This is a genomic window from Hyphomicrobium sp. (assembly GCF_041674905.1).
In the GTDB taxonomy this organism is placed as follows: domain Bacteria; phylum Pseudomonadota; class Alphaproteobacteria; order Rhizobiales; family Hyphomicrobiaceae; genus Hyphomicrobium_B.
On the sequence record NZ_JBAYUV010000004.1, the window covers coordinates 116,004 to 137,612 of the forward strand.

At 59.7% G+C, this 21,609-nt stretch carries 23 protein-coding genes; 3 read left to right on the forward strand and 20 right to left on the reverse strand.

Translation table 11 applies throughout. The features are described from left to right. Window positions 1-88: 88 nt before the first annotated feature. Window positions 89-877, forward strand: a complete 789-nt coding sequence (gene otnI, locus WC026_RS02970; RefSeq protein ID WP_372709312.1) for a 2-oxo-tetronate isomerase — start codon at window positions 89-91, stop codon at window positions 875-877. A gap of 16 nt (window positions 878-893) precedes the next feature. Here otnI and WC026_RS02975 read toward each other — a convergent pair whose 3' ends face one another. From WC026_RS02975 to WC026_RS03035, 13 genes are all read right to left on the reverse strand, one after another. Continuing rightward, on the reverse strand, window positions 894-1,826 hold the full coding sequence (locus tag WC026_RS02975) for a CysB family HTH-type transcriptional regulator (RefSeq protein WP_372709313.1): 933 nt from the start codon (window positions 1,824-1,826) through the stop codon (window positions 894-896). Further along, window positions 1,823-2,917 (reverse strand): sulfate/molybdate ABC transporter ATP-binding protein, encoded by a 1,095-nt coding sequence (locus tag WC026_RS02980; protein WP_372709314.1) that lies wholly within the window; start codon window positions 2,915-2,917, stop codon window positions 1,823-1,825. The genes WC026_RS02975 and WC026_RS02980 overlap by 4 nt, the downstream gene beginning before the upstream one ends. Continuing rightward, window positions 2,914-3,807, reverse strand: a complete 894-nt coding sequence (gene cysW / locus WC026_RS02985) for a sulfate ABC transporter permease subunit CysW (protein ID WP_372709315.1) — start codon at window positions 3,805-3,807, stop codon at window positions 2,914-2,916. Before cysW ends, WC026_RS02980 begins: the two co-directional genes overlap by 4 nt. Next, a complete protein-coding gene (cysT, locus tag WC026_RS02990; protein ID WP_372709316.1) occupies window positions 3,807-4,643 on the reverse strand; it encodes a sulfate ABC transporter permease subunit CysT in 837 nt (278 codons plus the stop codon). Before cysT ends, cysW begins: the two co-directional genes overlap by 1 nt. A 139-nt stretch (window positions 4,644-4,782) precedes the next feature. Further along, window positions 4,783-5,424: a helix-turn-helix domain-containing protein gene (locus WC026_RS02995; RefSeq protein WP_372709317.1), complete on the reverse strand. Its 642-nt coding sequence runs from the start codon at window positions 5,422-5,424 to the stop codon at window positions 4,783-4,785. A 325-nt stretch (window positions 5,425-5,749) separates the two neighbouring features. Continuing rightward, entirely contained in the window at window positions 5,750-7,081 is a 1,332-nt protein-coding gene (locus WC026_RS03000) for a porin (RefSeq protein ID WP_372709318.1), read from the reverse strand. Between the two features lie 251 nt (window positions 7,082-7,332). Then, window positions 7,333-7,926, reverse strand: coding sequence for an RBBP9/YdeN family alpha/beta hydrolase (locus WC026_RS03005; RefSeq protein WP_372709319.1), 594 nt, complete (start codon window positions 7,924-7,926; stop codon window positions 7,333-7,335). Window positions 7,927-8,166: 240 nt separating this feature from the next. Then, window positions 8,167-9,210 (reverse strand): sulfate ABC transporter substrate-binding protein, encoded by a 1,044-nt coding sequence (locus WC026_RS03010; RefSeq protein WP_372709320.1) that lies wholly within the window; start codon window positions 9,208-9,210, stop codon window positions 8,167-8,169. A gap of 251 nt (window positions 9,211-9,461) precedes the next feature. Then, a complete protein-coding gene (locus tag WC026_RS03015; RefSeq protein ID WP_372709321.1) occupies window positions 9,462-10,031 on the reverse strand; it encodes a DUF3299 domain-containing protein in 570 nt (189 codons plus the stop codon). Window positions 10,032-10,062: 31 nt separating this feature from the next. Next, window positions 10,063-11,322, reverse strand: coding sequence for an ABC transporter permease (locus WC026_RS03020; protein ID WP_372709322.1), 1,260 nt, complete (start codon window positions 11,320-11,322; stop codon window positions 10,063-10,065). After that, entirely contained in the window at window positions 11,319-12,077 is a 759-nt protein-coding gene (locus WC026_RS03025) for an ABC transporter ATP-binding protein (RefSeq protein ID WP_372709323.1), read from the reverse strand. The genes WC026_RS03020 and WC026_RS03025 overlap by 4 nt, the downstream gene beginning before the upstream one ends. A gap of 4 nt (window positions 12,078-12,081) precedes the next feature. Next, entirely contained in the window at window positions 12,082-12,654 is a 573-nt protein-coding gene (locus WC026_RS03030) for a DUF2796 domain-containing protein (protein ID WP_372709324.1), read from the reverse strand. 159 nt (window positions 12,655-12,813) lie between these two features. Continuing rightward, window positions 12,814-13,200, reverse strand: coding sequence for a hypothetical protein (locus WC026_RS03035; protein WP_372709325.1), 387 nt, complete (start codon window positions 13,198-13,200; stop codon window positions 12,814-12,816). 209 nt (window positions 13,201-13,409) lie between these two features. Here WC026_RS03035 and WC026_RS03040 point away from each other — a divergent pair, with 209 nt between their 5' ends. Beyond that, window positions 13,410-15,428 carry a sensor histidine kinase gene (locus WC026_RS03040; protein WP_372709326.1) on the forward strand — a complete coding sequence of 673 codons (2,019 nt, stop codon included), beginning with the start codon at window positions 13,410-13,412 and terminating at the stop codon, window positions 15,426-15,428. A gap of 374 nt (window positions 15,429-15,802) precedes the next feature. After that, window positions 15,803-15,976, forward strand: a complete 174-nt coding sequence (locus WC026_RS03045; RefSeq protein ID WP_046847968.1) for a DUF1328 domain-containing protein — start codon at window positions 15,803-15,805, stop codon at window positions 15,974-15,976. Between the two features lie 94 nt (window positions 15,977-16,070). On the opposite strand, the gene WC026_RS03050 is transcribed toward WC026_RS03045, so the two are convergent. From WC026_RS03050 to cbiE, 7 genes are all read right to left on the reverse strand, one after another. Further along, window positions 16,071-16,877, reverse strand: coding sequence for a response regulator (locus WC026_RS03050; protein WP_372709327.1), 807 nt, complete (start codon window positions 16,875-16,877; stop codon window positions 16,071-16,073). 74 nt (window positions 16,878-16,951) lie between these two features. Beyond that, window positions 16,952-17,515: a sigma-70 family RNA polymerase sigma factor gene (locus tag WC026_RS03055; RefSeq protein WP_372709328.1), complete on the reverse strand. Its 564-nt coding sequence runs from the start codon at window positions 17,513-17,515 to the stop codon at window positions 16,952-16,954. Between the two features lie 3 nt (window positions 17,516-17,518). Further along, window positions 17,519-17,701 (reverse strand): NepR family anti-sigma factor, encoded by a 183-nt coding sequence (locus tag WC026_RS03060; protein ID WP_372709329.1) that lies wholly within the window; start codon window positions 17,699-17,701, stop codon window positions 17,519-17,521. A 198-nt stretch (window positions 17,702-17,899) separates the two neighbouring features. Beyond that, window positions 17,900-19,222: a cobyrinate a,c-diamide synthase gene (locus WC026_RS03065; protein WP_372709330.1), complete on the reverse strand. Its 1,323-nt coding sequence runs from the start codon at window positions 19,220-19,222 to the stop codon at window positions 17,900-17,902. Window positions 19,223-19,236: 14 nt separating this feature from the next. After that, window positions 19,237-19,992, reverse strand: a complete 756-nt coding sequence (gene cobM, locus WC026_RS03070) for a precorrin-4 C(11)-methyltransferase (RefSeq protein ID WP_372709331.1) — start codon at window positions 19,990-19,992, stop codon at window positions 19,237-19,239. Next, complete coding sequence (locus WC026_RS03075) at window positions 19,989-20,372, reverse strand: cobalamin biosynthesis protein (RefSeq protein WP_372709332.1); 384 nt, start codon at window positions 20,370-20,372, stop codon at window positions 19,989-19,991. Before WC026_RS03075 ends, cobM begins: the two co-directional genes overlap by 4 nt. Continuing rightward, window positions 20,369-21,592 carry a precorrin-6y C5,15-methyltransferase (decarboxylating) subunit CbiE gene (gene cbiE, locus WC026_RS03080; RefSeq protein WP_372709333.1) on the reverse strand — a complete coding sequence of 408 codons (1,224 nt, stop codon included), beginning with the start codon at window positions 21,590-21,592 and terminating at the stop codon, window positions 20,369-20,371. The genes WC026_RS03075 and cbiE overlap by 4 nt, the downstream gene beginning before the upstream one ends. Window positions 21,593-21,609: the final 17 nt, after the last annotated feature.

The window sequence follows — 21,609 nt, forward strand, 5'->3', positions numbered from 1 at the left end:
AAAGGCTTTAGCTTTCATTTTTGTCGTGCTTCTTGCCGGAAAACCGGTTCCCACTTTTCCGGAAGCTCTCGTCAACGAAAGCAAATCCATGCCGAGATTCGCGGCCAACCTGTCGATGCTCTTCACCGAGCTTCCGTTTCTCGACCGTTTCGACGCGGCGGCATCGGCGGGCTTCGAGGGCGTCGAATTTCTCTTTCCCTACGACTACGACGCGGACGATCTCGCCGCGCGGCTCAAGGCGAACGGGCTGACGCAGGTGCTGTTCAACCTGCCAGCGGGCAACTGGGCCGCCGGAGACCGGGGCATCGCGATCTATCCGAACCTGACGGCAGAATTCCGCGAAGGCGTTCAGCGCGCCGTAAAATATGCGAAGGCGCTCCGCTGCACGCAGCTTCACTGCCTCGCGGGAACCGCGCCGCCTGGCGCCGATCATCGTACAATGCGCAAGACCTACGTCGATAACCTGACATTCGCGGCGCGCGCGCTTGCCGATGAAGGCATGACGCTGCTGATCGAGGCGATCAACACGCGCGACATTCCAAATTATTTCCTGAATTTCACGGCCAAGGCGGCGGACATCATCGAAAGCGTCGCGGCGCCAAATCTGCGGCTTCAGTACGACGTCTATCACATGCAGATCATGGAAGGGGATCTGACGCCGACGATCGACAAATATCTGCCGCTCATCGCGCACGTGCAGATCGCGGATACGCCGGGGCGGCATGAGCCGGGAACGGGGGAAATCAATTACCCGTTCGTGTTCGACCATCTCGATCGCGCGGGCTATCGCGGCTGGGTCGGCTGCGAATACAAACCCCGCACGTCGACTTCCGACAGCCTTCAGTGGTGGCGCAAGCTGAAAACGCCACCCGCCTGACAATAGCCGATACGCATCACGCTTCGGCGGTTACTTCGGTTCCGGCCTTGACGACCTTTTCGGTGAGATCCGGCGCGCAGAGTTCGATGAACCGATACGCGAAGCGGCGCAGGAAGCGCCCTCGTCGCAATGCGACGCGTGTCGTCGTCTTCGGGAAGAGGTGACTGTTGTCGAGCAGCCGGAGCCCCGCGTCCCTCTCCTTGTCGTATGCCATCGACGCGACGATCCCGATGCCGAGCCCGACCTCGACGTACGTCTTGATGACGTCGGCATCGAGCGCGACCATCACGATGTCCGGCGTCAATCCTGCCTTCGCGAATGTCGCGTCGACGCCAGGGCGACCCGTGAAGCCCTCATGATAGGTGATGATCGGCCACTCGGCGATCTTCTCGATCGTCAGCGGCTTGACGCTTTCGAGAGCATGCCCCTTCGGCACGATGACGCCGTGATGCCAGGAGTAGTAAGGAAACGAGACAAGCTCGGGTGAATTTTCCAACGCTTCGGTCGCGATGCCGATATCCGCGAGGCCGTCGTGCAGCATGGCGGCGATCTCTCGCGGCGATCCCTGCTGGAGCACCAAATGGACATTCGGGAATTCCTTTCGGAACGCCGAGATCGGGCCGGGAAGCGCGTAGCGCGCCTGCGTGTGCGTCGTTGCGATTGTGATCTCGCCGCGATCGGATTTCGCGAACTGATCGGCGAGGCGCTTGATGTTAGCGGTGTCGAGCAGGATACGTTCGACGATCTGGGCAAGCTCCTTGCCCGGCTCGGTCAATCCTAAAAGTCTTTTGCCGCGCCGAATGAAAAGCTCGACGCCAAGCTCGTCTTCGAGATCCTTGATGTGCTTGGAAACACCGGATTGCGACGTATAAAGCGCGTTCGCGACCTCGGTGAGATTAAAGTTGCGCCGTAATGTTTCGCGGATAATTCTGAGCTGTTGAAAGTTCACGACGCGGAGATACCGTTCTGTTCTAGGAAGACGCTGAGGCGGCGGCTTCTGATTTTCACGCGCTGCCCCGTAGAGAGGCCAAGCGAGGTTGCCTCGGTTCCTGGGATTTCGACTTCGAAGAAGTCTTTTCGACCCTCGCGAGCCTCGCCATTCGCCACCAATTCTACACGCGCGACGGCGCCTGTGCCAAGAATCCGATGGACGCTTGCCGTGATACCGTCGTCGGCGGAGACATCCGGCACAATTTCCGTTTCATGGGGACGAACGAATGCGATGACCGCCTGCCCGTCCTCGAAATGTCCGGCATGATGGCGGAGCCGCTCATCGCCGACGCGCACGTAGTCGCCCTCGATGCGGCCCCGGAATTCGTTAACCGCACCAATGAAGCCATAGGCAAACGCCGTCGCCGGGCGCTCGTAAATCTCTTTCGGCGGCCCGATCTGCTCGACGCGTCCCTTGTTGATCAGGACGATGCGGTCGGAGACCTCCAGCGCTTCTTCCTGGTCATGGGTCACGAAAATCGACGAAATATGCAGCTCGTCGTGGAGCGTTCTCAGCCAGCGCCGAAGCTCCTTTCGAACTTTTGCGTCGAGCGCGCCGAATGGCTCATCGAGCAAAAGCACGCGCGGCTCGACGGCAAGGGCGCGTGCCAGCGCAATGCGTTGTCTCTGGCCGCCCGAAAGCTGCGAGGGGAAACGGTTCGCGACCCAGGAAAGCTGCACGAGTTCCAGGAGCTGTCCGACCTTGGCGCGGATGTCTTTCTCGCTCGGGCGCTCACCGCGCGGCCTAACACGCAGTCCGAATGCGATATTCTCGAACACCGTCAGATGCCGGAACAGCGCGTAGTGCTGGAACACGAAGCCGACGCGCCGCTGGCGGACGTCCTTGGTCGTGGCGTCGTCTCCGTCGAGGATGACGCGGCCGCTGTCGGCATGCTCGAGGCCGGCAATCACGCGCAGCAAAGTCGTCTTGCCGCAACCCGATGGGCCGAGCAACGCAACCAGCTCGCCGTCTGGGAAATTGAGCGAGACGTCATCGAGTGCCTTGAACGTGCCGAACGCTTTATTGACGTTGCGAACCTCGATGCTCATTGGCCTTGCCCTTCCACCACAAGTTTACTTGCACGCCACTCGACATAGGTCTTCAACGCCAGCGTCACCAAAGCCAACAGAGCGAGGAGCGAAGCAACCGCGAAGGCGGCTGCGAATTGATATTCGTTATAAAGAATTTCGACGTACAGCGGCATCGTGTTGGTCTCGCCCCGGATATGCCCCGACACCACGGACACCGCGCCGAATTCTCCCATCGCGCGCGCGTTGCAGAGAATGACACCGTAGAGAAGCGCCCATTTTATATTGGGAATTGTGACGCGGAGGAATGTCTGCAACCCGGACGCGCCGAGCGAAATGGCAGCTTCCTCTTCGTCCTTTCCCTGCGCCTGCATCAACGGAATGAGCTCGCGTGCGATGAAGGGAAACGTGACGAAAATCGTCGCGAGAACGATGGCGGGGACGGCAAAAATTATCTTGATGTCATGATCGATAAACCAGGGGCCGAACCAGCCTTGGCGGCCGAACACGAGGACGTAAATCAAACCGGCGACGACGGGCGAAACCGAAAATGGCAGGTCGATCAGCGTGATCAGCAGGTTCTTTCCCCGAAACTCGAACTTCGCGATCGCCCAGGCTGCCGCGAGGCCGAAGACCAGGTTCAATGGAACCGCGATGGCCGCCGCGAGCAATGTCAGCTTCACGGCCGACAGCGCGTCAGGCTCGATGAGCGCCGAGAAGTAGGTATCGGCGCCCTTGCGAAAGGCTTCGACAAATACGGCGATGAGCGGAAGCAGGAGAAAAATCACGAAGTACGTCAGCCCAAGGCCGAGAACGACCAGCTTGACCCAGCCGGCATCCCGCGTCGCCGGGTTGGCCTCGAATTTTCCTGCGCCGTGCAAGCGCGCGTCGAATGTTGCAGCGGCAGTCATCAGACCGTCCTTCCAAAGCGGCGGGCATTCCAAGCCTGCAGCGCATTCACGATGAGAAGCATGATGAATGAGATGATGAGCATCACGGCCGCGATGGCGGTTGCGCCGCGATAATCGAATTGCTCAAGCTTCGTGATGATGATCAGCGGCGTGATTTCCGAAACCATCGGAATGTTCCCCGCGATGAAGATCACCGAGCCGTATTCGCCCACGGCACGGGCGAAGGCGAGCGCAAAGCCGGTCATGAGCGCAGGCAGCACAGTCGGAAAAACCACCCGTATGAAAGCTGTCCAGCGGTTGGCGCCAAGGCTTGCCGCCGCTTCTTCAAACTCAGTTTCGAGATCTTCGAGAATTGGCTGCACGGTCCGCACGACGAACGGCAAGCCGATGAACACCAGAGCGACGAGAACGCCCGCCGGGCCAAAGGCGATCTTGATGCCGAACGGATCCAGCAGGCTACCGATCCAGCCGTTCTTGGCGTAAATCGCCGTCAGTGCGATGCCGGCGACGGCTGTCGGCAAAGCGAACGGCAAGTCGATCAGCGCGTCCACGAGCTTTCGGCCGGGAAACGTGTATCGCGTTAGACCCCACGCCAGCAGCAAGCCGAAGACCGCGTTGATGCACGCGGCGAGAAACGCGGCCCCGAACGTCAGCCGATAGGATGCCACGACACGCGGCGCCGTCACCGCGGTCCAGAATTCGTTCCACGTCATGGTCGACGATTTCAGGAACACGGCGGACAACGGAATGAGAACAATTAGCGAAAGATAGACGAGCGTGAAGCCGAGCGACAGCCCGAAGCCCGGCAATACTCTCTTGTTAACGCTGGCGCTCATCGTGCCGACCCTCGGAATTTTCCAGGAAAGCGAATGTTCTGCACACTATGCGAGAGGCACACGTCTTCGAACGAAGAAGACTTGCAATTGATATTCTTGTGCTTGGAATGCTGCGAAATCGGCCAGTCGACGCCGAATTCTAAAAGCCGCGCGGATGGGATCTGGTGCGATCGACCGGGGCGACGACCAGGAATGCTTTGGCGTCTTTATCGCCTGGATTGTGAAGCGTGTGCGGAGAATCGGCGTTGAAGATAATTGAATCGCCTTCGGAGAGCCGCGCAGGAGAATCTTCTCCGACCTTCAATTCGATTTCGCCGGCGAGAATGACAAGCGCCTTTTTAACCCCCGGCTCGTAGGCCGCGACATCTTCACTGTGCCGGGCGACGATCGTCACCTCATAGAGTTCGATGCTCAGCGGGTCGCCCCATGGGAATAATGCGCGACACGTGAAACCGCCGCTGCTGGAGGCAAGCACCGTTGCCCGGTCGCGCGGAACGATGACGGTTCCGCCGGAACCCGAATTCGAAATGAGACTCGGAACCGAAACCTGCAAAGCCTCGGCGATACGGCCCAGGAGATTGATCGTCGGCGCGCTTTTCCCGGTCTCGATTTGACCAAGCATGGCGCGGCTGACGCCTGATTTTGCTGCCAGTTGCTCGAGAGACAGGCCCGATTTGCGACGGAGATGCCGGAGGTTTTCTCCGACGACGATCGAGAGTTTCGTCACGGCACTCTCCGGATGCTGTGGATCAGCGTGAATCTGCTTTCCGATCATCACCATCACACGCCGCCTCTCGCTCGTTGACCTCTGCAAGTACGGATAACCGGCCAAGCATATCGGCGGAACGAAGAAAAATTGCTGAGCTTATGCGATCACATCAGGAGGTGCCGCAGGGTAAATGCCCTAAAAATAGACAGCAGATCCGCACTTATGCCGAAACGCCGGCACCGCGCAGATCGCCTAGTTCCACTCAAGGAGATGCCGCGTTCACTCCGGCCGAGACGCGCGGGAGCGCCATAGCTTGTTCTCGAGGTCAAAAAAAAGAGCGGCTATTCGAGCCGCTCTTTCTGTCGAAGCTCTGACGAAGCGTCAGACATCGAGAGCCTTAGAAGTTGACCTTCGCGCCTGCGATAACCTGTTGCAGACTATCGATGTTCGTTTTGTTTGCCTCGCCCGCGACCTGCACGTCGCCATCAGCATGCTGATAAACGAGATAGAGCATCGTTTCCGCATTTTCGAGATACTGCGCGAGACCGCCCGAAATATAATCGATTTCAGCATTCTCGGTGCGCAACGTGCCCCTATTCACGTTAGAGCCAGGTGTATCGTGCCGGTAGTTCACGAAAATATTGGTCTTTCCGAGTGAGATCCACTTAGTCTCGATGCCGCCCTGGACGAACCAGGTGTCGTCGGTTTTATCGACGAGCGCCGGATTGCCGACAGTGACGTCAGCTGCACGCGTGTTGTCGATCTGCTGACCATAGCCCGAGAAGAGAAACAAACCCGTCGGCTTATGCTGGATAAAGCCGGACACGCCCCACCATTCGCAATCAGCGCGGAAGTCGGCCGGACCGGTGTGGCAAAGGTTGTTGGTTTCATCGGACGAGTGGCCGTAGCCGGCGCGGGCGTTCACGTCGAAATCGCCAAAGCCGCCCTTGTAGATGAGCGCCGTGTCCCAGATGTCGTCCTCGCCCCAGGACGCCGTGTACGTGAAGCCGGCGATGGTCGGCGAATCATATCTGACGATGTTGCGGCGGCCATTGTCGCCCGGCGTCGAGTTGTTGAAGCCGCGCGCGATGTCGGACCATCGCAGGTTGCTGCCGCCAGCCGGACCCGGAATAAAGCTTCCGCCCGAACGCGCGAAGAAGCTTGCCTGATAGTCCGGCGGGCCTTCACCGTCGAAGAAGTTACGGGTCATCGTCGTGTCGGCGTCGTCGAGAAGATGATACGTCGACGTCCCGTCCTGGCCGATCGTGACCTTGCCAAGCTGGCTGCTCTTCAGGAACCAGCTGCTTTTGCGAACGGAAATGCTGTTTGGGCTGGTGCCATCCGGCGTGTTCTGGTCCCACTTGCCGCCATTACCGCCGAAGACGCCAAGCTCAAGGACATAACCCGCCGACCAGTCCTTATCGATCTTGGCTTCGCCGATGAACCGAACTCGGGATTGCTCAACCGGATTCGTGCCGACGTAGACGTTGCTTTCCGTGCCGTCGTCCCAGAAGGCCACCTGCTCACTAACCCAACCGGATATCGTCAGGCTGACCTTGCGGTTGCCTTTGCGAGCCGTCGTGGCTTCAAGCTCCGCGATGCGCTCTTCGAGATCGGCGCAGCAATTTCCACCGAGATCCGCGGCGGCCGCAGGCAGCGCCGATCCACCGATTAGCGCGCTTGCCGCGCCAAGAAATAACGTATGCCGAAGCCCCAGCGTGCGTGCCATTATATTCGTCCCGTCTGCCATATTAGATTTGTGTAATTCAGATTTGATTGCTGCTCATTCTCCGTCAGCCAATTCGATTTTTTGCATTTGCTTGTGAATGTCAATTAACTAAGTATTTTCATTCTATTATCTGTTATATTGCCGTCTCTCTCCTACATCACGTGTTCTCTTCAAACGGGATTGCGCCACCCCTCCTCTCGGAAAGGCGGCGCGACATGCAGTCGACGATGTGACGGATCAAGCAGAAGCTTTCAGGATGCCCATTGGTGGCCGTAGAGCTGCCCCGCCCGGGATAGCCGGAATGCAGCAACTCGTTCTGCCGCCAAACGAAATTCCGCAGCTCGCTGTAAGCGCTGGAGCAACGCGAGAGCCTCCGGCCATGGCCCGAAACCGGCATCGGCGTTGATGTGGCCAGCCTCACCAAGGTTCACGAAGTCCGCTTTCCAAAGCCGCGACCAATGGGTCGCGCGATCTAAAGCCATCCAGGGATCATTTGTACTTGCAACGACAATTGCCGGAAATCCCAAAGGCTTTGACGGCAGAAATTCCGCAATTCCGAATCGATCGGGATCAGCAGGCGCGACGAGCATAACGCCGCCGATTCGTTCCCGGTGATCACTCGCCGCCTGCACGGCAGCTAATGCACCAAATGAATGGGCGACAATAAAGACAGGATCAGTTGCGCGCGCAATTTCTCGCCGAACGCGGCTCGACCAGTCCGGCAGATGCGGGTCGTTCCAGTCGCGTTGCGTTACGCGCAGGCTTCCGGCGACGCGGTGCTCAAGCCAAGTCTGCCAGTGGGTCGGTCCGCTCGATTTCAGGCCAGGTACGATGAGGGTCGGCATGGAATTCGTCCTTCGATGCTTGAGGCGACTTCGGGGCCTGCGCGTTACGGCGGCATCCGAAGCAAATTCGGGGCGGCTCGATCAGGAGCGCGCGCCACTACACATCTCTTGGATCAGCATCGTTGCCATCTCCGCACCGGGTAACCTGCTTCGTGCGCCGCCCGGCTTCATGCCCGGACGATTGGAGGAGTGCCTGCTCTACGACGAGCGGCGCACGAATTCTTTTAAGTCAGGCAGAGATCAGCTCTTGTTGCCCGGCGTATAGATCTGATCAAAAATCCCACCGTCGCCGAAGTGCGTGGCCTGGGCTTTCGTCCAGCCGCCAAACACCTCGTCAATCGTGAAGGTTTTGATCGGACCGAACTGGGCTGCGTGCTTCTCGGCGACCTTCGCGTCGCGCGGACGATAGAAGTTCTGAGCGGCGATCTCCTGGCCTTCAGGGCTGTAGAGATGCTGCAGGTAAGCTTCGGCGACTTCGCGCGTGCCGCGCTTATCAACGATCTTATCGACGACCGCGACGTTCGGCTCAGCAAGGATGGAGAGCGACGGCGTGACGATCTCGAACTTGTCGGAGCCGAATTCCTTCAGCGACAGGTAGGCTTCGTTTTCCCAGGCCAGCAGAACGTCGCCGATGCCACGCTCGACGAACGTCGTCGTCGACCCGCGGGCGCCCGAGTCCAGCACCTTCGTGTGCTTGTAGATGTCGGAAACGAATGCCTTCGCCTTATCGTCGTTACCGCCCGGCTGCTTCAGCGCATAGCCCCACGCCGCGAGATAGTTCCAGCGCGCGCCGCCGGATGTCTTGGGGTTGGGAGTCACGATCTCGACGCCGTCCTTAACGAGGTCGGACCAATCCTTGATGCCTTTCGGATTGCCTTTGCGAACCAGGAAAACGATGGTCGAGGTGTAAGGAGCGGAGTTGTCGGCGAAGCGCTTGATCCAATCGGCCTTCACAAGCCCGCCGTTCTTGTGAAGCGCGTCGATGTCGGCAGCCAGCGCCAATGTTACGACGTCGGCGTCGAGCCCGTCGATCACCGCACGCGCCTGCTTGCCGGATCCGCCGTGCGACTGTTTGATGGTGACATCGTCGCCCGTCTTCGCCTTCCAGAATTTCGTGAATTCCTTGTCGTAAGCGGCGTAAAGCTCGCGAGTCGGATCATAGGAAACGTTGAGAAGCGTAACGTCTTTTGCGAATGCGGATGGCGTGGGACCTGCCAGCCCGGCGATGCCGAGGCCGAATGCAGCAACGAGCGCCGATCGGCGCGTTAATGTCGTGAAGGGCATATCAACCTCTCAAGTTGGAGTTAACCTGAGAGCGAAGGTATTTGGCGCTTTCGCATCCGCGAACGAAGAAGAATTGCTGAGCTTATTAGAATGTTTGCTGCCTGCAATGGAATTACGAGCCGTCAGCATCCACTAAAATTGTAATCTACGTCTGCCGGTCTAAACGCGATTTTGAACCCGACATCGGGTTCAATCCAAAATAACGGATTTCGTGCGCGGCTAACGCGCTGCAAAATCGATATGCCTTCGCGTCATTTCGTGCGCGGTTCGACGGTGTCGGCCGTGATCGTGTAGCCCGCATCGGCCAAGCCGGTGAATGCAACCGTCGTGTTGATCTTGCCGGTCACCGTGACGGGATCGAACTGGCCGCCGACCTCAAAGCCTTTCTCCGTTTTCACGTAGATGATCTGGTTCGCCGGGGGCGGCGGCACGTGAATGCAGGCGCCGACGAATGGCACCAGCAGAAATTCTTTCACCGTCGTCGCGTCGAAATCCAGCGGCACGACATAGCCGCCGATCGAAACGCTCTGACCGTCGAGTTCGGGAACGACGGCTGGCGGACGATCATTGCCCGGCTGGCGGCGCTTCACCGACATGAACGTGCCCTCCGCGAGCGGCGGAGGCGGCGGACCGCCGTCCGGCGCAGGTGTCGAGCCACCGAAGAAGGTCTTTCCCTGCAGTGGTTGCGCGGGCATCGTCTTGGGCACGAGGTCAGCCCATTTGAGTTGCCGAGCCACATCCGCCGCAAAGGCCGAGGTTGCCGCGACCGTTGCCGCAAGCAGAAGCGCGCCTTGCAACAATCTTCTTTGCCCTGCCGTCATCGGCAATTCCTTTCTTTGCGGCTGCGTTCGATCACGTACGAACCATCATGCCGTCTGCAAGTGATAATCTGTAAGCTCTGAGCGCCGGCAATAGCCCCGCGACAAATCCCGCCACGACGATCAGACCGAGCTTCACCCATTCATCGGTTCGCGGCGGGTCGATCGCGAGGCTCAATCCATAAGCGTGATCGATGTATGGCCGAGCGAAATAGAGTCCGACGTAAAGTCCGATCGCGCCGAGTGCGACACCCGCAAGCGTCAGAAGCCCGCCCTCCGCCGCCAGCAGACCGAGCACGGTTGTCGGCGTCGCGCCGACGGATCGCAGGATTGCCATTTCCCTGCGCCGCTCGTTCAGTGTCGTCAAAATCATCGTCATCATGCCGAGAAGAGCCGTCACCACGACCATCGCCGACACCGCCGACAATGCCGTTTCCGCCGTACCGATCAGACCCCAAAGCTCCTGCAAAGCGACGCCCGGCATGATCGCCGACAACGGCTCTTCGCCATAGTTGTTGATGGCGCGCTGAATTTTGAAGGTCGCGAGCTTCGAATTCAGCCCCACCATCGCCGCGGTGATCGCTCTCGGCGTCAAATCCATTTTTCGCACGTCGTCGGGAGACACGCTTTCGCCGGGAACCGGCGCTCCGTTCTGCCAGTCGATATGGATGGCTTCGATCGCTTCGAGGCTGATATGCACCGTGCGATCGATCGGCGTTCCCGTTTTTGCGAGGATACCGGCGACGCGGAACGGCTTATCCGCGTGCTCGACGAACGAGATATTTCCGACGCCGTGCGCGATGACGATTTTATCGCCGACCTTGTAGTGAAGTGTGTCGGCGACATCCGCTCCGATCACGGCGTCGAAGAGATCCTTGAAAGGACCGCCCCCCGCAAAGGTCATGCTTTGGCCGCGGCGAAACTTGTAGTGCGTGAAGTAATCGGTGTTGGTTCCAAGCACGCGGAAGCCGTGGTGACTGTCGCCTAGCGATAACGGGACGATCCACGAGACTTCCGGCAGCTTCGCGATATCCTCGTAGCTTTTCCAGGTTACGTTATTGGTTGCGTTGCCAATGCGGAATACGGAATAGAGCAGCAGGTTGAGGCTGCCGCTGCGTGCGCCGACGATCAGATCGGTTCCGGATATCGTGTCAGCGAAACTCTGCCTGGCGCCGGTGCGAACTTTTTCGACGCCGAGCAGAAGCATGACGCTGAGGGCGATGGCGAGCACCGTCAGCAACGCCGTCACCCAGCGATTGAGAAGCGACTGCAGCGCGAGACGCATGATCATCATGAGAGCGCTCCCCGCGTCGCGACGGCGATGTCATCGAGCCGCACAATGCGATCGAAGTAGCGGGCGAGGCTTTCATCGTGACTGACCATGATCACGCTGGCTCCCGCCGAACCGCTTTGTGCAAAAAGTAAATTCAAGAATGTGCCCTCGGTGTTGCGGTCAAGCGCGGATGTCGGTTCGTCGGCAACGATAATCTGCGGAGATCCGATCAAGGCACGCGCGGCCGCGACGCGCTGCTGCTGGCCGACACTCAGATTTGCGGTTTTCGCGGTGGCGATGACGGTCTTGTCGATGCCGAGCGTCGTGAGGAGTTCGGCCGCCACGTCGTCCGGCGCACCGTGGACGCGCGCGCGATTACGCCGCGTGCGCGAGAAGTGCAGCGGTAGAAGCACGTTGTCGATCAGCGAGCCATAGGGAAGCAGATTGAACATCTGGAAGATGATGCCGAAATGGTCGACGCGAAAGCGATCACGCGCGGCGCCGCTCAACCGCGCCATGTCGGTTCCGAGCACGGCGATCTTGCCTTTGTCCGGAACAACGATGCCAGCGAGGAGACTCAGAAACGTGCTTTTTCCGCTTCCCGAGGGACCGAGCAGCAGCAGCTTTTCGCCACGCGCCAACGTGAAGTCCGAAATCGCGAGCGTGAACGGCGACGAGCCCGGCCATGTGTATTCGACGTTCGCGAACGAGACAGCATCGGGAGAGCCAGCGCTCTCCCCCTGCCGTCCGACCTCTGCGGTCAGAAGATCGCTCATCCGTTTACATCACGCCCGTGAGATCGAGCGTTGGCTTATCGCGGCTCATCTGCGCCTGCGTCTGCCCTTTCGACGTCGTGATGTTCACATTGAGAAGTTGCGCGCCGGCGAAGTTCGTAAAGTACACTGTCTCCAGACCCGTGACGCTTTCAGGCGCTTCACATGTGATCGTATACGTTGCGTGGAACTCTGAGTGCTCGGGTGCGCCGGGCTTATCATCGTCATCGTCTTTCTCGCCCGGGTGATGCGTTTCCTTGCGATTCTCTACGTTCGCCGTGTCGGCTTTACATTTTGCAGCCGCCGGTAATTTGAAGACGCCCAAGACGTCCGTCAGCTTTGCCTTACCCTTTTCGACTTCCGCCTTTTGCGCGTCGGTCGATGGAACGTGCTCAAACCCCACGATGTCCATGCCGGGAACCACGAGTTCCATCGAGATTTTCTTACCTTCGATGGCGATGTCGAGCGTGCCCTGTCCGTGAACGTGAGGGCCAAGTTGCCTGTGTTCTGCCTCGTCGGCTGCGGCGGGTGAAACAAGAACAAAGACAGCGGCCGCGAGGCCTGTGAATGTCTTCAACATGATGATCTCCAGAATTGGATTGACTATTGCGGTGTCCGGCAAATGCGAAGCGGCGCTCAGGCCTTCATCGCAATGAGCCGAGGCGCACCTCTGCGCGCGATAATGGAAAGCGTGATCGAAGATGCTCAACCGTCGCGGCGAGAAATCTTTCTTAAACGCTCACGCGTCGTCGGCTTCCGGCGGTCCCCGAGCCTGAAAATGATCGCGATGAATGAGGTCGACCGCGGCCACATCGCGGGTATCGAAACGTGCGCCACCTTCGAGCGGCGGCGCGGAAATCTGAGGCAGGGACGGCGGCTCTAGGGACGTCTGTGCGATCGCTGATGCCCAGCACAGCACGCAACCATCGTGAGAGTGCTGACCGCGATCGGGGTCGCAGGGCCGGTTGCTCAAGGGCGCACAAAGCCCGGCCGTGATAGCTCGCGCGGCAATGCCCGATCCGCGATTAACCTCGTGGTGATGATGCGATGCCGCAACGGCGAGCTGCACGCTGAACGCTATTAACGTCAGCACCGCGAGCCAGCAGCGATTTCGCAATATTTTCATCCTGGCCCGCAACCCTCGCCCTTCACTACGAGTCACCCTTCCATATGTCATAATCGTGGCGGCTGAGGCTGCGCAAATGAGACAGCAGAAATTTCGGGCGACGGGGAACAAACCATTCTCCCGGGCAATTCCATTGACGCGAGAGTCTGGCAGATTTTTGGAATAATATAAAGTATCAAATTGTGACCAAGAGGAGGCAAAACCTATTTTTGCGACTTTGGCCGCGTCGGTATCAGGACGCCGGTCAGAATGGCGCCGTTCCGGCTCTCCGCAGGTTTGCCCTGCCCATCATGGTGCTTTTGCCCTGGATCGCGCTCGGCATCGTCTTGCTTCGCGCGCTTGATACACGAGCGAGAGATGCGCTCGAAAGCGAAGCTCAGGTGCGAGCATCTGCCTATGCCGCGCTTCTCGATCAACAGATCCGCAATGTTATCGTCTCTATCGAGCGGTCGTGGATAACATCGAAGGCGAGTGGCGATACAAATGTCGCGAGCGCGTCCGGTTCCGATGTCCCGGATTCCCGCAGTGTATGGCTTAACGCGACGGATGGCGCGTTTACCGCAATGACGCCAGCTTCTGTCGATGTCTCTGCCTCCGATGCGCTGGATGCGCGATCGCTTTCCACTGCAAAGGCCGCGCTCGCGACGAAAACGCCTCGCGTGGCGTCCTACGTCGATGATGCCGGGCTTAGTGGACTCAATTTGTGGCTGCCATTTTTCAAGGACGGCAATGATCCTATCCTGCTGCAGTCGCGCCTGCCGGCGTCGGCGTTAAGCGCATCGCTGCAATATATCGCATCGCGAAGTCCGTGGGACATGACCGTTACGGATGCCGACGGTACAGTCCTTGCCAATTTCATTAACGATGCCGAGAGGGGGAACGCGGCCAGGAGCGCATCCATTTCATCACGCGCGGATTTTGCTCCAGACGGAGCTTACGTAACAGCCACATCCGAACTCTCGCCGTTTGGATTTCGCGTGCGCGCGATGACGCTGCTCGCGTCTATTGAAGACGAGAGCCGGCGCAACTGGACCAGCTTCTTTATCGTTACGTGTATGCTGACAGCGGTAACCTTGGCGGCCGATAGAACCATGTTTCGGAAACGAGTAAGCAAAGACGCCGAGAGGCAACTCGACTCGTTTGCATCGAAGGGGCTTGTCGCAGGATCTGCCGCAGGTGAGCACGGCCTCGAAGAAGCCGGATCAGCCCCATCGAATCCGACGCTAGATCGCGCACGAGGTCTCGACGAAGAGCGCCTGCACCAAGCGCTCGTTGCTGGCGGCATTTGCATTTGGGAGTGGCGTCGAACGAATAACACGATCGTATGGGAAAATTCGCCGGCCACGCTGCTGCGTCAGTCCGGCGACATGCCCCCACCCAGCGTGCGCGCTCTTATTCGGCGGACGTTTCCTCATGAGCGCCGTCGCGTGCTGCATTCGATCCGTATCGCGCTCGCCGATGGCCGGCCGCTTTCGATTGATGTCAGGCTGACATGCTTCGACGGAGAGCAGAGGTGGATCGCGCTCAGGGCCAACCCGATCCGCAGCGACGCCGGACACGTCATCGGTTTCGTCGGTACGGCCCAAGATGTGACCGATCAGAAGCGCGGACTGTCACGAACCGACGCGTTGCTGCGAGAAGTCTCGCATCGATCGAAGAACATGCTGGCGCTCATTCTCGCCATGGCCCGGCTAACGGCGCGCGATGCGATTGATGTCAAATCGCACTTGAAAGAATTCACGCTACGCGTTGCAGGGCTTTCCGCATCGCAAGATTTGATCGTCGCGGCGGAGTGGCAAAGCGTCGATCTCACGAGGCTTGCTTCGGCGGAAATTGAGGCCGTGGCACGCTCCGACGCCTCACGCGTGAAAATTTCCGGCCCTCCCGTGCTTGTTACACCGGAGGCTGCGCAGACGCTGGGCATGATCCTGACCGAGCTTGCGCTGAATGCGATGGCGCACGGCGCGCTTTCGACTGCGTCAGGCGAAGTCGTTCTTTCCTGGGCATTTCCGAACGCTTCGATAATCCGGATCTCTTGGCGGGAAATCGGCGGTCCGGCCTACGACGCCGATCGTTCCAAGGGGTATGGCCTCTCGGTGATCGAGCGGTTCTCCTCGCAGGGACTGAAACTCGACTCTCGCGTTACGAGCGACGGCGATAACGTGACCTGGACCCTCGAAGGCCCGCTCGCGCACATCGGCATGCATTCGACACCTCGTCCGGCTTGAAGTCTGGAGGCGCAGGCGCTGAGACATTTGTTGCTGGTTAGACAGAACGCGCCCCAGAAATTCTGTCACGGCGATGTGAAAATATAATCGGCCGCGCGTGCATCCGCGCGGGAACCGTTGGGCCAAGACCACGTTTTATTATTGTGACCGTGCCCGTTACTCCCTCCCACTCCCCCGTGGCCCAAGGCACGGCGCATTTCATGAGCCCGCACGCCTCCCCCCGAGCGTCGCGGGCTCTTTATTTTTCCAGCAGCACTGCTAACGCCGCACGCTGACGATTATGGCAAAGAACTCAGGAATATACGGCCGGAATGCGGAACTGGCCGAGCGTCGGCGGCGTTTCAAGCCAATAACCGGAAAGTGGAGATTCACGAATGGGCAATCTTCTGCATTACGCCATCGTTTTCCTCGTCGTTGCAATCGTTGCGGCGCTTCTCGGGTTCGGCGGCGTGGCCGGAACCGCGATGGAAGGTGCGCGCCTGCTGTTCTGGGTCGCGATCGTCCTGTTTGTCGTTGCGCTGATCGCGAATTTCGTGCGCCGGGCTTAAACGCTTCGAAGCTTGCGGCATGAGTGAACGTAAATAGGGCGCAACGGTTGAAGCCGTTGCGCCCTTCTCAATTTTTAGGAAACGCGTCGAGATCTCAGGCGGCGCGCTGCCCAGCCTTCGTCGAGCGCAAACCGAAAAACAGCGACTGGCTGATCATTGCCTTGACCACGGCAGGTTCGAACGGCTTGGTGATGAGGAAGACCGGCTCCGGCTTGGTGCCGGTCAGGAGGCGCTCCGGGAACGACGTGATGAAGATTACCGGCACGCTGATCGTCTCGAGGATTTCGTTAACCGCCTCCAGTCCCGAGCTTCCGTCAGCCAAGTGGATGTCGGCGAGAACAAGAGAAGGCGCTTTCTTCGCGACTTCCGCGACGGCTTCCTTGTGCGTGCGGGCAACGCCCTGGACGCGATGACCGATATCGACGACCAGCGCCTCGAGATCCATCGCAATCAGCGGTTCGTCTTCAATGATGAGAACGTCGGCCGAAAGCTGCTCGGCGATTTCGGAACCGGCCATCTGTAGAAGCTCGGTGATGTGAGCCGGGGTGCAATCCAGGATTTGCGCGGCTTCCGCAGTCGTAAATCCTTCGACGGATACGAGAAGAAATGCCTGCCTCGGAAGCGGCGTAATGGATTCAAGCCGGCGCTCGGGCAAAGACTTCTCCGCCGCCGTCTGCTCTTCTCTCTCCTGATTTACAGGAACTGAATTCCAAACCTTCGTGAAGGCCCGATACAGCGCCGCGCGTGGCGACAGCGTCTTATCGAAGGAGCTTGAATCCGCAATCAGGGCTTCCAGCACGGCTGCAACATAGTTGTCGCCCGAATGCTGACTGCCTGTCAGCGACCGAGCATAGCGGCGCAGATAAGGCAGGTGCGGAGCGATAGATTCGGCGATCGACATGGTGAACCTCGCGCGTTCATGACTTCCAAGATGAGCAGTTTAGATATGGGGCCGGTAACGCTCTCGTGCCGGGATTACCCGCGTACGACAGATTGCCCAAGTCGAACGAGCCCCATGAATTCCGGATTCGATGTGAAATCCTCGCCCGATTCGAGGCCAAGTGCTTTGGTCAAGGCGACCCTGGCACGGTTGACTCGGCTCTTGACCGTTCCCACGGCCGCTCCGGTGATTTCGGCAGCTTCTTCATATGAAAATCCTTCCGCGCCGACGAGCAGCAGAACTTCCTTCTGATCGTCACTTAGAATTCCAAATGCCTTTTTAAAGTCGATGAGATCCATATGGACGTGTTGGTTCGGTAGGATCGACATGCGCTCGGCAAGCGCGTTATCGGCGTCTTCGACCTCGCGCCGACGCTTGCGCAATTCCGAGAAATAGGTGTTGCGCAGGATTGTGAAAAGCCAAGCCTTAAGGTTCGATCCTTTTTCGAAGCTGTCGAGATTGGTCCAAGCCTTGACAAGCGTGTCCTGAACGAGATCATCCGCACGCGTTGGATCGCCGCACAACGAATTCGCGAAGGCGCGAAGGTTCGGAACGGAGGCGATCAACAGAGTCTGAAGGTCGTCGGCGGGTTTGGTCACGTTTTACCCCCCCTGGCCTTTTTCCGGACCATCGCCCGGAGTTTTGTCTTCGCGTTCCTTCAACTGCTGCAGCAAGTTTATAAAACGATCCGGAACCGGCTCACAGATCAGCTCGTTGTAAGCTTCACGCAGACGTTTCCCGATTTGCCCCTGAAGCTCTGCAGGCAACTGTGTTTGCGACGGCATGGATTCCCCCAGTTTGGAGGCACTGCTCGCGCCCATATTGTGAAACCCCTTGTGTTAGATCCACGCGTGCTGTTGGAAGGCACCTCGGATCTAGTGGTCGTCTAGACCTAAATACCTGAACGTAACAAAAAGTTCCGTACCGCCTAAACGACTTTTGGTGTTTTAAATTTAATTATTTAAATCAATATCTTATTATGTTCAACAATCGACGACGTGGAGGAACGAGCCGGTCGTCCATGCGCGTCGGCTGCCGCGTTGCGCAAGCGCGTTGCCGTCTGAATCATAAAGGTGGAACAGAGGTGCGTCGGGCGACGACAGAACGCTCGCATAGTGGAATTCGTGGCCGGTCAGACAGTCGCCGGGGCGGCCCAGGACACACGGTTCGACGAGCTCGGCTTTTCTGTAACCGAGGTTGAGCTTGCGGCGGGCGAACGAGGTTTCCAATCCAAGAAGGCCAATCATCTCGTGACGTTCGCCAGAGGCGTCGACGAGGCCAGTGCCGAGAGCCATGTAACCACCGCACTCGCCGTGCACCGCGCGGGTCTCCGCAAATTTCCGGATCGCCGATTTGAACCGGTGGGCTGCTGCCAGCTGTCCGGCGTGAAGCTCGGGATAGCCGCCGGGCATCCAGACGACATGCGCGTCAGGATCTGGGACTTCGTCAGCCAGCGGTGAAAACGTGACGATTTCGGCGCCCGCCGCGCGCCAGGCCGCAAGAAGGTGCGGATAGACGAACGAGAATGCAGCGTCGCGCGCGAGCGCGATGCGCTGTCCGGGCAGCCGGATCGCAGCGGGCGTTCCGGAGGCAACGGAACCGGGCTTTGCAAGCTCAAGGATGCGCGCGATGTCGACGTTCGCATCGATGAAATCCGCGAGTGTGTCAAGGCGGCTCTCGAGTTCCGCTGTTTCCTCGGCCTGCACGAGCCCTAAGTGCCGTTCCGGTAGAACGAGGTTCGCCTCGCGCGGCAAGGCGCCGACGACGGGCAAGCCGACTGCCGTCAGCGCTTCCGACACGAAGCGGATGTGGCGCGCGCTGCCGACGCGATTGAGAATGACGCCGGCGATTTCGACACGATCGCGAAAGTTCTGGAAGCCACGCGCGACGGCGGCGGCCGTCTGCGATTGGCCGGAGACATCGAGCACGAGAATGACAGGCCATCCCGTCGCCGCCGCCAAATCGGAACTCGCCCCGTTTCCCCAATGCCCCGGCTGCACGACGCCATCGTAAAAGCCCATCAGGCCTTCCGCTATTACGATATCGGCGCCGCGCGACGCCTCAGTCAGAAGCCCGGCCACGCGTGGCCAGCGCATCGCCCAGCTGTCGACGTTGTAGGACTCGCGTCCCGCGGCGACGACGTGGAACGCGGGGTCGATATAATCCGGCCCGCATTTGAAGGGCTGCACGGCATGGCCGCGCCGCTTCAAGGCGCGCAGAAGCCCGAGCGTGACCGTCGTCTTGCCCGATCCCGATCGAGGTGCGCCGATCAGCAATCCGGGCGGAAGTGATGTTGCCTCAGCCATGTTTCAAACCCACATCAACCGCCGCGAAACCTACGACGATAGTCGACGCTATAAAGTGCGCTTTCACGGAAATCCTCGCGCCCGAGCGCTTCGCCGACAAGGATCAGCGCGGTCCGCTCGACAGACATTTCTGAGGCCTGAGCGACAATCGTCGCCAGCGTCCCGCGAACGACCTGTTCTTCCGGCCAGGATGCGCGATAGACGATGACTGCCGGGCAATCGACTCCGTAATACGGCAACACGCGCTGCACGACATCCGCGATCGCGTGAATGGAGAGATGCACGGCGAGCGTTGCGCGCGTCGCCGCGAAAGCCTCGAGCGTTTCGGTTTCGGGCATTGACGAAGCCCGGCCGGACGTGCGCGTCAGAACCACGGATTGCGCAACCTCGGGCAACGTCAATTCGCGTGCGAGCGCTGCGGAAGCCGCCGCGAATGAGGGAACGCCGGGTGTGATCGTATATGGAATTTTCAGCCGGTCGAGGCGTCGCAACTGTTCGCCGAGTGCGCTCCAGATCGAAAGATCGCCGGAGTGCAGGCGCGCGACGTCCTTGCCTTCGGCAGTCGCCTTCTCGATGCGGGAAACGATCTCGTCGAGCGTCATCGGTGCGGTGTCGACGATTTCGGCTCCGGCCGGGCAGTAGGCGAGCAGCGCTTGCGGCACCAGAGATCCGGCATAGAGGCAGACCGGAGAGCGCGTGATCAAATCGCGGCCGCGTATCGTGATGAGATCGGGGGCGCCCGGACCGGCTCCGATGAAATGCACTGTCATCGCGGGCTTTCTTTCGTATCGGCGGACTTCGCCGCCGCGACTGTTATGTTTCCGATGATGCGTCTCGGAGCGAGGAGCTGCGAACTTGGACCCGCTGCCGCCAGCGCCGAGGCTTCGGCAATAGATGCGACGCCGAAAAGATCGAGCGATCGTTCCGAACGCGTCCGGCAATCGTCATTTCTTTTCCGGAGTTCAGCAAGCGGCCATTCATGGCAGGTCATCGACTGCCGCGATGCTGCTGCTTCCAGAATAGCGCGAAACGGCGCGTCTTCGAGCGTTGCGACGAGGTCGCCACCGGTCTCGGCGTGAATGCTCACAAGTGCAGCGGTAAAATCTTCTTCTCGCGCTTTGCTGTTGGCTCCGACACCGATGGCGATCATATCTCGGCTCCCGGCTTGTTGCTCGCCCAATGGATGATGGGCAGCGCGGGCCGCCAAGTCAGGCGTTTGCCGAGCGGTTCGGCGCGCTCGACGCTGAGCCGCGTGAGCGTGCCACCATGCGCATCATATGCGCTGAGAAGGGCTACCTCCGATTCAAGCGTCACACTATTGACGACGATGCGGCCGCCCGGCTTCAAAGCGTTCCAGCATGCTTCGATGAGATCGCGGTCGGCCGTGCCGCAGCCGATGAAAATCGCGTCGGGCGACAGCAGGCCTTTGAGCGCATCCGGTGCCGATCCTTTGCGAACATCATAATGCGGAACGCCGAGCGCAACGGCATTGCGTGCGGCGCGTGCGGCGCGCGCCTCGTCGCGCTCCAGCGCGATCGCGCGGTTCGCTGGATGCGCCAGCAGCCATTCGATGCCGACCGATCCGCTTCCGGCGCCGACATCCCATAACAGCTCGCCAGGGCACGGCTGCAGCGACGACAATGTGACTGCGCGCACCTCGCGCTTGGTCAGCTGGCCGTCGCTTTCGAAATAAGCGTCCGGCAACCCGGCAACGAAAGGGATCGGCTGCGCTGCGGGGCCGGCCACGACATCGATGCCGATCACGTTCAACGGATTGATGTCAGACAGCGCGAACGCTTCCGCCGTCGCCGAACGGATACGTTCTCGCGGACCGCCAAGAGCTTCAAGGACGGTGATCTTGCTCGGGCCGTATCCAGCCGCCGTCAGCAATCCGGCGATCTCGCCCGGCGTCCCGCAGTTCAGTGCGAGAGCCAAAATCCTGCGTCTGTGGTGCACGTGACGGCGCAGAAGCGGCGTCAAACCGCGCATGTTGAGGCCGAGCGTTACCGTGTCCTGCAGCGGCCATCCCAGCCGGGACGCGGCGAGTGAAAAGCTCGACGGCGCAGGGACGACCAGCATTTCCTCGACCGGGATCGTGCGCGCCAGCGTAACGCCCGCCCCGAACCAGAACGGATCGCCGGAGACGAGCACAGCGACCGGCGTGCCGCGCCGTTCAATGATCTCCTGGCCCGTCGCCTCAAGCGGTGTGCGCCACTGCATCTTGACGCCGCGCGTCTCACCGACGAGCGCGAGATGGCGTTCTCCGCCGACGATCAGCTCAGCGGCGTCGATCAAGGCGTTTGCGGCAGAGCTAAGCCCAGCTCGGCCGTCTTCGCCAATCCCGATGATGGACAACCAGCGCCCGCTCATGGCATGGGGCTTTCATC